This is a genomic window from Parabacteroides massiliensis (assembly GCF_900155425.1).
Classification (GTDB): Bacteria; Bacteroidota; Bacteroidia; order Bacteroidales; family Tannerellaceae; genus Parabacteroides; species Parabacteroides massiliensis.
Genome location: NZ_LT700191.1, coordinates 1,537,772 through 1,549,734 on the forward strand (window position 1 = coordinate 1,537,772; position 11,963 = coordinate 1,549,734).

Consider the following 11,963-nt stretch of genomic DNA (forward strand, 5'->3'; position numbering starts at 1 on the left):
AGTATAAACAGATAAAAATATAAAGATAAAGTCATGAAAAAATTATTATATACAGTGATGTGCTGCTGTGCATTAGCCTCATGTACTAATTTGGATTCGGAGAGATACGATGCGATCAATCCGGACTTCTTCCCGACAAGTGAAAAGGATGCGGAAGCCCTTGTTGTAGGGGGTGTTTATGCTCCTTTCCGTAGTGCGGAATATAGTGGTGTGTTCAGTACGGCCCATAGCTTCCAGGTGATTGGTGACATGTCGACCGATATCGCTGTTTGCTGTTGGGTAAATAATAGCTGGATTCCATTGACAACCCACAACTGGACTTCGAACCATCAATATACGACTCTCAACTATACGGATTATGCCAAATATTTAGGAACAATGACATTGACATTAGACCGTATTTCAAAAGTGGAAATGAGTGATGAGAAGAAAGCTCTACTGATTGCTGAAACACATTTCGGTCGTGGATGGCTGGCTTTCATGTTGTATGATTTCTACGGTCCGATTCCAATTCCGACTTTGGAAGATTTGCAAAACCCGTTGGAGGAAATTATCGAACCACGTGCCACTCAGGAAGAAATGACAAACTTCATCGAAACGGAATTAACCGAATCTTTGAAAGGCCTGCCGACCCGTACGACACAGTTCGGACGTTTCGACAAAGGTCTGGCATATACAGTTCTGATGAAGTACTACATGCACGAAAAGAATTGGGCGAAAGCTGAAGAATGCGGTCGTGAATTGCAGAAAGCCGAATATGGTTATGGATTGATGGACAGATATGCAGATATCTTTACACTTGAAAACGAAGGTAACAAAGAAATTATCTTTGCTTGTACACAGGAAAGAGGAACGGCTCTGCAATTGTGGCATGACCATGCCCTTCCTGGTAACTATCCGACTCAGAATACTGCTATCCAGAAATGGGATGGTTTCAAAGTGCCTTGGGCTTTCTATCATACTTTTGAAAAGAATGACGATCGTTTGTCTGTTTTGGTCGGTGAATATGTAGGTACGGATGGTGTCCTTTTCAATGAAGAATCTGATCTGATTAAGCATGGTAATGTCTATTCAGGTGCTGTTCCTGTAAAATATGGCGAAGACCCTGAATCTACAGGTGACGGTAGCCAGATTGACCTGGTCGTTTACCGCTATGCGGACGTTCTGACTTTGCTTTCTGAAGCAATCGTTCGTAAAGGGAATGCTGTCACTTCCGAAGCATTGGATCTGTTGAACCAGGTTCGTGTACGTGCCAAACTGAATCCGTATGCAATGGGTGATGTAAAGGGTGTAAACGACTTCCTGCAGAAAGTATTGGATGAAAGAGGCCATGAATTATGGTGGGAAGGCGTTCGCCGTGCCGACTTGATCCGTCACGGACAATTTATCCAGAACGCAAGAGACCGCGGTTGTACGACTACCAAGGATGAATTCGTTCTCTTCCCCTTGCCTCAGGCCGTTATCAACGAAGGTAAAGGTAAGATCATTCAGAATCCGGGTTATTAATCCGATTCTTTTTTAGAGTCTATATTAATAGGGAAAGGGCCGCTTCATTGCGGCCTTTTTTTTCTCCGTTAACACATAAATATCATGAGTAACAAATATATATTCAGTACATTTCTTGCCTGTTTCCTTTTGCAGGGTAACTTACAGAACATACAGGCACAGGATTATCCCGCCAGTCCGTTGGAAAAAGAGGGATACCGTCTGATTTTCCACGATGAATTCGACGGAAAAGAGATCGACCGGACGAAATGGATTCCAGAGTATCTGCCTTCCTGGCCGAAAAGTCGGACTATCTGTACACCGACATACGAAATGAAAGACGGCGTGATCCGGCTGACGATCGATCGGGATTCGAAGAACGAGTTTGATAAAGGGATGTATATATCGGGCTTTATGAGTGCCAGCCGTACAGGCATGCATCATTATGATCCGAAAAGAAAGGCGCTTCACCGGATTAAGACCGAAGCTACGCAGATCAACCAGTATGGTTATTACGAAATGCGGGCGAAGATGCAGGCCGGAGGCGGTGTGCATTGTGCTTGGTGGCTGATCGGCTTTGAGGATGATCCGAACCAGAGTTGCGAGATCGACATCTTTGAAATATTGGGAACGGATGTGGATCGCATCTGGTCGACCGTGCATAGCTGGAAAGACTCGACGATCCGATATCATACGGAATATCCCTGGTTTGCCAATAAGAAGTTGGCGGATGAGTTTCATGTATATGGCTTCGATTGGACACCGGAAGGCGTAACCGTTTATGTGGATGGCATACAGGTGATGACGCATAAGGCGGCGATCACGTATCCGCTGATCCAGATTATCTCTTTCTATGACAATCGGAAAGCGAAGAACGGCTGGACAGGGACGTACGATCCCTCTGTCCCGTATCCGAAGAGTTTCGATATCGACTATATCCGCATGTACAAGAAGATACCCGACTGCTGTCGGGCGGTACCGGAAAATGAACTGCGTATTACTGCAATCGAGCCTGCCCGCTTGCAGGTATCCGAAGGAAAAGTTACCTTGCGCGATATTGACGGACATGTGACACGCGAATTGTTGTACACGCCTTCGTTTGTGAACGTGCATTATAACGACGGAACGGTAACACAACAGTTCGTGGAATGGGAACCGTTGAGCGATACTGCCTTTCGCCGGATTCAGGATGCCGGGACGGTTATCGTGAACGGAAAGATCACCGGCCTGTCGGATGATTTGCTGAAAGAGCAGGAAGCTACATTGATTATAATAACAACTAAAAACGATTGAAATGAAGAACATAGTGACTTTGGCTCTGGCTATCACATTGGCACTTGGGTATTTCACCTCTTGCAACTCCGGTGTGCAGCATCGTACTTTTCGGGGCATTTATGCGGATGATCCGGCAGGTATGGAAGGACTGTATAATCCCGAAAGAGGGTTCCGGCTTGAAGTGGCTCTGGATGTAACGGAAAAGAACTATGTCTGGGCTCCCGAAGAATATCCTGATATCACCTCCTATCTGGAAGAGCAGTCCGAACTTTATGCATCTGACAGTGTTTCCCTGGTTCAGACCTATTTCTATCTGACAGGAGCAGTCGGAAAAGATTTGACAGAAGCTGATTTCCGGACGATGAATATTTTTCTTGATAAACTGCGTGAACTTGGCAAGAAAGCAGTGCTCCGTTTTGCTTACGAAACTCAATTTATGGGAAGGGCGGCAATGGGGCCGACGTTGGAAGATATCGTCCGTCATACGGAACAGCTTCGGCCTTTCCTCGAAAAGAATAAAGATGTGATCCAGGTCGTGCAAGCCGGTATGATTGGTGCTTGGGGAGAATGGCACAGTTCTTTTCATGGCTTGGAGAAGTCGGACGAGACGAAACGGACTGTTTTGCAACACATCTGCCGGATGGCACCGGAAGGGCGGGTTGTCCAGATACGGGTTCCCGAATATAAGAACTTGTTGGATCCGGTTTCGGATGATTATAAGCGTGTCTCTTTTCACGATGATTTTATTGTGATTAAGAAACATCGCTGGGATGGTGAAATGTCCGAAGGCACGCCGGCTTACGAACAAATTGTACGTGAGTCTCCTTATCTTCCGGTCGACGGGGAACTGCCCTGGGGGACCTGGAGCATGAATGAGGACACCGATAATCCTGAAGCTGGGTGGATCATTGATGGATTGCAAACGGCACACCGCCTGTTCCTGCAACATTTCACTTCTCTTAGCGTGATTCATAACTATAAGGAAAAAAATACGAAAGATAAGTATTCGATGATGTACTGGAAGGAAACTCCTATTTTCACAGAATTCCTGCGGGAGAACAAGATGCCGGTGTCGGATGGGTATTTCATCAGGAAAGATGGCTCTGTAGCGGAACGGAATGTATTCGATTATATCCGGGACCATCTCGGTTACCGTATCGAGTTGCAGGAGATGACGGCTCCGGCGGTTTTGCTTGCCGGGCAGGCTAATCCTGTCGAAATATCTTTGATAAATCGCGGTTTCTCGACTTTGTTTAATGAACATCCTGTCTATTTGGTCTTGATTGACGAGTCCGGTAAGGTTTGCCATGTCGCTTTGACAGATGCGAATGTGAATGACTGGCAACCGTATGAACCGGGTGATAGCACATGTACTCCGTTGCTGCATACTATTTTGACCGATCTGCAAATTCCGGCAGACCTGAAAAAAGGAACGTACTGCCTCGGCCTATGGATTCCGGACGGTTCCGTCCGTTTGCAGTATGACAATCGTTTTGCGATCCGTTGTGCAAACGGCGATACGCATTGGTGGGTGTCTCCTGATGGAAAGTATGGTGTCAATATATTAATGAATAAAATCTCTATCAAATGAAAATCATTCATATCCTTGGCATGTTGCTGATGGCGCTTGCCGTAAAAGCGGTTTCTCCTATCGAAGGGTTGCTGGAACGTATTGATAAAGGTGCGTCGCGTAAATTTGTGATTGAACAGGTGAAATCGCCTGCCGATTTCTTCGAACTCGACCAGAAAGGTGACAAGGTCGTGATTCGAGGTAATAATTATGTGAGTATCGCGACCGGGTTGAACTGGTATCTGAAATATCATGCCGGGATTCATCTTTCCTGGAACGGCATGCAGGCCGAATTGCCGGAGGTCTTACCGGCAGTGAAGCAGAAGGAGCGTCATGAGACGGATATGAAATACCGCTATGACTTCAACTATTGTACCTTCTCCTACACGATGGCCTTTTGGGATTGGGCACGCTGGGAGAAAGAGATCGACTGGATGGCGTTGCATGGCATTAACCTGCCGTTGGCAATGGTCGGGACGGATGGTGTCTGGTACAATGTGCTGAGTAAGTTAGGCTATACGAAAGATGAAATCAACGAGTTTGTAGCCGGTCCCGGTTTCCAGGCTTGGTGGTTGATGAACAATCTGGAAGGGTGGGGCGGTCCGAATCCGGACAGTTGGTACCGGCAGCAGGTCGCTTTACAGAAACAGATCGTGAAGCGGATGCGTGAGTACGGTATCGAGCCGGTATTCCCCGGATACTCCGGCATGGTTCCCCATAACGCAAAAGAAAAGTTAGGCCTGAATGTCTCCGATCCGGGTTTGTGGTGCGGATATCGCCGTCCGGCATTTTTGCAACCAACAGATCCGCGGTTCCAGGAGATTGCTTCCTTATATTATAAGGAGATGAATAAATTGTACGGCAAAGCGAACTACTACAGCATGGACCCGTTCCACGAGGGCGGAAGTGTTGCCGGTGTGGATCTGGATGCGGCCGGGAAAGCAATTATGCAGGCGATGAAAAAGAACAATCCGGAAGCTGTTTGGGTGGCGCAGGCCTGGCAAGCGAACCCGCGTCCACAAATGATCGGGAATTTAGAGGCAGGAGATCTGATTGTGCTGGATTTATTTGCGGAAAGCCGCCCGCAGTGGGGAGATCCTGCGTCTACCTGGTATCGGAAGAATGGTTTCGGACAGCATGACTGGATTTACTGTATGTTATTGAACTATGGTGGAAACATCGGATTACATGGGAAAATGAAGCATGTGATCGACGAGTTCTATAAGGCGAAAGAAAGTCCATTCGGTAAAACGCTGAAAGGAGTCGGTATGACAATGGAAGGAAGTGAAAACAATCCGGTTATGTTCGAACTGCTGACGGAACTACCTTGGCGATCACAGCATTTCGACAAGAATCAATGGTTGAAGGAGTATACGGTCGCCCGTTACGGAAAGAGCAGCCCCACGGTGCAAGACGCTTGGATACTGCTGAGCAATACCATCTATAACTGCCCGGATGCAAATACGCAGCAGGGAACCCATGAGTCTGTATTCTGTGCCCGTCCTACCGAACACCCGTATCTGGTTTCGAGTTGGTCGGAGATGGAAGATTATTACGATCCAAACGATGTGATCCGTGCCGCCACTATGATGGTGGCTGCTTCCGATCAGTTCAAGGGGAACAATAATTTCGAGTATGATCTGGTTGATATTGTCCGCCAGGCAATCGCTGAGAAAGGACGTCTGACGGAGAAAGTTGTTGAGGCCGCTTTTGCCGCCGGCGACAAGAAGCTGTATAAAGATGCTTCCGACCGCTTCCTGCGTTTGATCCTGTTGCAGGACGAATTGCTGGCAACGCGTCCTGAATTTAAGGTTGGAACCTGGATTGGCCGTGCCCGTAACCTCGGAAATACCCCTGAAGAAAAGGATCTCTACGAATGGAACGCCCGTGTACAGATCACGACCTGGGGTAACCGGTTGGCGGCCGATGAAGGCGGCTTGCGCGATTATGCCCATCGCGAATGGAACGGTATCCTGAAAGATTTCTATTATATGCGCTGGAAAACCTGGTTCGATTATCAGATGCAGCTTTTGGATGGCAAAAGCCCGGCAAAGATTGACTTTTATGCAATCGAGGAACCGTGGACGAAAACAACAAATGTTTATCCGAGCGAACCGGAAGGAGATTGTATTCCGACTGTACAACGTATATTTGCGGAAATATTCGGGAAATAACATAACATAATTGAATAACATCATGACACGTAAAACAATCTATCTCCTTTTTCTGGCTCTCTTGGTCTTGCCCTGCTTTGCGGTGAGTAAGTACGAATCGAAAATAATGTCTCTCGAAGGAGAGAAATGGTGGGGCGGTGCTGTCGGCTTGGGTTCGAAGATGCCTTTTGAAGGCGACTTGCGTTTGTTCGACCTTTCCGCTGAGAATCTGAACAATCAGAACGTACCGCTTCTGCTCTCTTCCGAAGGACGGTATATATGGAGTGACAAGCCGTTTTCTTTTCAGATGGAGAATGGGGAGTTGTGTTTGTACTCCGATTATGAGAAGATAGAACCTGTATTGGCGGGCCGTACGTTGAAGGAGGCTTATATGGCTGCTTCAGCCAAGCATTTCCCGCCTTCCGGAGATTTGCCGGACCCGCTGTTCTTCTCCATGCCACAGTACAATACCTGGATTGAGCTGATGTACAACCAGAATCAGGCGGATATCCTGAAATATGCGGATCATGTGTTGGAGAACGATTTCCCGGTCGGCGTGTTCATGGTGGATGACAACTGGCAGAAATATTATGGCAATTTCGACTTCAAACCCGAACGTTTTCCCGATCCGAAAGGGATGATCGACCGCCTGCACGGGCAAGGGTTCAAGATCATGTTCTGGATTTGCCCGTTCGTCAGCCCGGACAGCCCGGAGTTTCGTGAGCTTCAGCAGAAAGGGTATCTGATCAAGAAGAAGGGAACGAACAAAGCCGCCATCATTCCTTGGTGGAACGGTTACAGTGCTTGCTATGACTTGAGTAATCCGGCTGCCGCCGAACATCTGAAACAGCAGTTGCGTGGCATGCAGGAGAAATACGGTGCGGATGGCTTCAAGTTCGATGCCGGTGATATCGGCCATTATAATGATCCGGATCTGGAGTTCTATGATAAGTCGGCGACCTCTGTCGATATGTGCGAGTATTGGGCGAAGATCGGGTTGGACTTCCCGTTCAACGAATATCGTGCCGGATGGAAGATGGGAGGTGAGGCACTGGTTCAGCGTCTGGGAGATAAAGATTATTCCTGGAATGCGGTCGGCCTGCTGATCCCCGACATGATTGCTGCCGGACTTGTAGGATATGCTTATGCTTGTCCGGATATGATCGGTGGAGGCCAGTTCGGGTCTTTTCTGGGAGTAGACCAGACAAAGCTCGATCAGGAATTGATTGTCCGTTCCTGCCAGGTACACGCCTTGATGCCGATGATGCAGTTTTCGGTGGCTCCGTGGCGTATTCTCGATGAAAAGCATTTGGCAATTTGCCGCGATTATGCTCACCTGCACGAGAAAATGGGAGCATATATCCTGGAGCTGGCACACCATGCCGCAAAGACCGGTGAACCGATCATCCGGCACATGGAATATGCCTTTCCACACCAGGGATTCATAGATTGCAAAGACCAGTTCATGTTGGGCGACAAATATCTGGTAGCTCCGGTATTGACAAAGGAACATACACGCAAGGTAATGCTGCCCAAGGGAGTATGGAGGGACGATACGGGCAAAAAATTCAAAGGTCCGAAAACGATTGAAGTGACAGCCCCTCTGGAACGCTTGCCCTGGTTTGAAAAAATAAAATAAACGGGTGGAAACACGACCTCCGATTTATGTGACCGGACGCTAATTTGCATCTTCTGCAACATCAGCGTCCGGTCCTTTTCTTGCCATTTTCTTTTCTTTAAAAATTTGTACTATCTTTATCGGCGAAAAGGATTATCATGGAAACGGCTTCGGAGATAAAAGCATTTAATAAGTTGTTTGCTGAATATCATGGATTGTTTGTGCGTTTTGCCAATACATATCTGCAAGATGAGGTGGCAGCGGAGGATATTGCTGTCGAGGGGATCATGTATTATTGGGAAAACCGCCATTCTCTTTCTTCCGATTCGAATATCCCGGCCTATATCCTGGAAGCAATCAAACATAAATGCTTGAACTATCTTCGTCATCTTCGTGTCCGTGAAGATGTGGAACAACGCATTCAGGAACACCAGCAACGGGTGAACAGCCTGAGGATTGCCACCCTTGAAGCCTGCGATCCTCAGGAAATCTTCAGTTCGGAGGCCGGTCGGCTTGTCGACGAGGCCTTGGCGATGATGTCCGACAAGACTCGCCGGATCTTTATCATGAGCCGCTATGAAAATAAAACATATCCGGAAATCGCCGCCCATTTTTCTCTTTCCGTCAAGAGTGTGGAGTTTCACATCTCCAAAGCATTGAAGATATTGAAAGTGAAACTGAAGGACTATATGGCGATTGTTTTGTTCATTTGAGATAAAGTGTTTTGGGAAAAATGATATTTCTTTTTAGGGGATATCCTTTTTGAGGTGCTTATTATATAAGAAACTTGAAAAACACATTATCAAATAAGTAACATGAGAAAACAGATTTATTGCCTTTTGTCTCTTTTATGGATTAGCAGCCTTTCCGTATCGGCAGCCGATCGCTGGACCATTAATCCTGCCGGCGGTATTACCTGGCAGGTAGATGAGCGTATCCCACATGAAGATCATATTGAAATGAGCGGGTTGAAAGTTTCGACCGTGCTTCGCTACGGAGTCGATGCAAACGGAGCCTTTATGCTGAACAGAAGTATGGTATGGCCGATGCTCCGCACGATTCCGAATAATACGCATGCCAGCCTGATGCGTCGCTTTGCCTGGAACGTGACGGATATGGTCGAGGTAAACGGACGGTCTTTGCTGAATGAGAAAGTAAAAGAGATTACCTTGAACGGCACGATGGTCGTGCAGAGCGAATACGTGCTTCCCCGTAAGGGAAAACTCGGCTTGACACGTATCCTGTTCCCTTCCGTTTCGAATCCGGCTTTTTGTGAAAAATATATTTTACGCAATATAGGCGAATCTGCGATATCGGTGGAAATCCCTTCTTCCCGTTCGGTTGTCGAGACAGATGCCGCAAAGGGGGTGGATGGCAGCTATAAGTTGGTTTCGACAATCAACGGACAGGCAGCCTGCCAGTTACAACCGGGCGAGGAGTTGACTTTCAGTGCGGTTTTTGCCGGATATAAAAAGGATGAAAGCGAGCTTTCGTTCGATATTGACCGGGAATTGCAGGCCCGGCAGGATTTGATTGCCGGCTTTTGGAATAATCTGGTTCTGGATACGCCCGATCCGGTCATCAACACCATGTTCGCTTTTGCAAAAATCCGTGGAGCGGAAAGTATTTACGACACGAAAGGCGGACTGATGCACGGTCCCGGCGGTGAATCCTACTATGCAGCCATCTGGGCGAACGACCAGGCAGAATATATCAACCCTTTCTTCCCTTACTTGGGATATGAGGTAGGGAACCGTTCCGCATTGTGCTCGTATGAGCATTTTGCCCGTTTCATGAATCCGGAATACAAGCCGATCCCCAGTTCGATCATAGCGGAAGGCCTCGACATCTGGGCGGGAGCCGGTGACCGCGGTGATGCGGCGATGGTTGCCTATGGCGCTTCCCGCTATGCTTTATCCCGAGGAGATAAGGCGGAAGCCGAAAAGTTGTGGCCGTTGATCGAATGGTGCTTGGAATATTGCAGGCGCAATCTGAACGAGAGTGGAGTAGTGGCTTCCGATGCAGATGAACTGGAAGGACGTTTTCCGGCAGGGAAGGCGAATCTTTGTACTTCCTCCTTGTATTATGATGCTCTGATCTCTGCCGGTTATTTAGGAAAGGATTTGGGCAAACCTGTTGCAGCTTATGCCCGCCAGGCAACGGCTTTGAAGAAAAATATCGATCGCTATTTCGGTGGGACGGTCGAGAGCTTCAATACCTATCGGTATTATGAAGGCAACGATGTCTTGCGTTCTTGGATCTGTATTCCGCTCACGGTCGGGATCGAGGATCGGAAAGATGCGACTATCCGGGCGTTGTTCTCTCCGCGCCTGTGGACGGAAAACGGTTTGTTGACACAGGCGGGAAGTGAAACCTTCTGGGACCGCTCCACCTTGTACGCGTTGCGTGGCGTGTATGCTTGCGGTGAGACGGAGAAGGCTACCGGTTATTTGAAATTCTATTCTTCCCAACGCCTGTTGGGTGAACATGTCCCTTATGCAATCGAGGCATGGCCGGAAGGCAACCAACGCCATCTGTCAGCCGAAAGCGGCTTGTATTGCCGTATCATCACGGAAGGAATGTTCGGCATTCGTCCGACCGGCCTGAATTCGTTTGTCTTTACTCCCCGCCTGCCGCAGGAGTGGGATCATATGAACCTGCGTAAGATTTGCGCGTTCGATAAAGTTTTCGATCTCGAAGTGAAGCGCTTTGGCGGTAAGCTGCAAGTTGCTGTTGTCGCTGACGGAAAAACGATCTGTAACCGGAAAATAAAAGAAGGCGAAAATATCCGGATAAAATTTTAGGGGGTTGCTTCCGAGAGGTGCTTATATTGTATATGGACAGAAATGTATTACATCGGTTTTTTGCAGGAACAGCCTCTTTTGAAGAGGAAGAGGCTGTTTGCGATTGGGTGGATGCTTCTGATAAAAATCGGGAAGAGCTGATAAGGGAGCGGAAATATTTTGATGTGCTGTTGTTGCATAAGGCAAAAAATAGCAGTATGCCACAATCCGGCCACCGTTTCAGCCTGCCTTTTGTTATCGGAGAATCGCTGAAGATCGCTGCTGCTATTTCCGTATTGGTAATGTCAGCTCTATACATATATAATAGCGTATCAAAACCGGCTCCTGTATTGGCGATGAACAAGATAGTCGTCCCACCGGGCCAACGGGCTAATCTCACTTTGTCCGACGGGACGAATGTTTGGCTGAACGCTTGCAGTGAGTTGACCTATCCGGCCTCTTTTACGGAGGAATCTCGTAACGTCTCGCTGAAGGGGGAAGCTTATTTCGATGTCTCTAAAGATGCGGAACATCCGTTTGTCGTACAGACGAAGAAATGCGATATAAAGGTTTTGGGTACGGAGTTCAATGTGCAGGCAGATGAGTCGGATTGCGAATTTTCAGCAGCTCTGCTGGAAGGCTCCATCGAGTTGACGAATAAAATGAATCCCGGTCCTTCCATCCGGCTTGCTCCGATGCAGAAAGCGGAGTGGACGGGCGGTAAAATAGTGGTCGATTCGATCCGTAACTTGGATAATTATCGCTGGAAAGAGGGATTGATCTGCTTTGAAGATATGCGTTTTGCCGATTTGATGCAACGTTTTGAGAAAACTTATGATATCCGTATTGTGATTCAGAACAAAGGGCTTCATGATTATAAATGCAGTGGGAAATGCCGTGTTTCGGACGGTGTGGATTTCATTTTGCAGGTGTTGCAACGCAGTACGCGTTTTACTTTCTTTCGCAGCGACGATAATACGATTATCTACATAAAGTAAGTGTCTAACCTTAAATAAAAACGAGAAATGCCTATGGAATGAAAAGAAACAGAGTACAGGAAATAATGTGAAAAAGGCGAT

8 protein-coding genes are annotated in these 11,963 nt (G+C 47.5%); all 8 read left to right on the top strand.

Annotated features, from left to right (window positions below):
- The first annotated feature begins 33 nt into the window (after positions 1-33).
- The 8 genes from BQ9893_RS17275 to BQ9893_RS17310 all read left to right on the top strand — a co-directional run bounded on the left by BQ9893_RS17275 (position 34) and on the right by BQ9893_RS17310 (position 11,882).
- On the top strand, positions 34-1,506 hold the full coding sequence (locus BQ9893_RS17275; protein WP_075967072.1) for a RagB/SusD family nutrient uptake outer membrane protein: 1,473 nt from the start codon (positions 34-36) through the stop codon (positions 1,504-1,506).
- Positions 1,507-1,590: 84 nt separating this feature from the next.
- Positions 1,591-2,778 (top strand): family 16 glycosylhydrolase, encoded by a 1,188-nt coding sequence (locus BQ9893_RS17280; RefSeq protein WP_075967073.1) that lies wholly within the window; start codon positions 1,591-1,593, stop codon positions 2,776-2,778.
- A gap of 1 nt (position 2,779) precedes the next feature.
- Positions 2,780-4,351: a DUF4832 domain-containing protein gene (locus BQ9893_RS17285; protein WP_075967074.1), complete on the top strand. Its 1,572-nt coding sequence runs from the start codon at positions 2,780-2,782 to the stop codon at positions 4,349-4,351.
- Complete coding sequence (locus tag BQ9893_RS17290; RefSeq protein ID WP_075967075.1) at positions 4,348-6,504, top strand: alpha-N-acetylglucosaminidase; 2,157 nt, start codon at positions 4,348-4,350, stop codon at positions 6,502-6,504. Before BQ9893_RS17285 ends, BQ9893_RS17290 begins: the two co-directional genes overlap by 4 nt.
- A 22-nt stretch (positions 6,505-6,526) precedes the next feature.
- Entirely contained in the window at positions 6,527-8,122 is a 1,596-nt protein-coding gene (locus BQ9893_RS17295) for a glycoside hydrolase family 31 protein (protein ID WP_075967076.1), read from the top strand.
- 137 nt (positions 8,123-8,259) lie between these two features.
- A complete protein-coding gene (locus BQ9893_RS17300) occupies positions 8,260-8,814 on the top strand; it encodes an RNA polymerase sigma-70 factor (protein ID WP_075967077.1) in 555 nt (184 codons plus the stop codon).
- Positions 8,815-8,916: 102 nt separating this feature from the next.
- Positions 8,917-10,905 (top strand): glucosidase family protein, encoded by a 1,989-nt coding sequence (locus BQ9893_RS17305; protein WP_075967078.1) that lies wholly within the window; start codon positions 8,917-8,919, stop codon positions 10,903-10,905.
- Between the two features lie 32 nt (positions 10,906-10,937).
- Positions 10,938-11,882 carry a FecR family protein gene (locus BQ9893_RS17310; protein WP_075967441.1) on the top strand — a complete coding sequence of 315 codons (945 nt, stop codon included), beginning with the start codon at positions 10,938-10,940 and terminating at the stop codon, positions 11,880-11,882.
- Positions 11,883-11,963 lie beyond the last annotated feature (81 nt).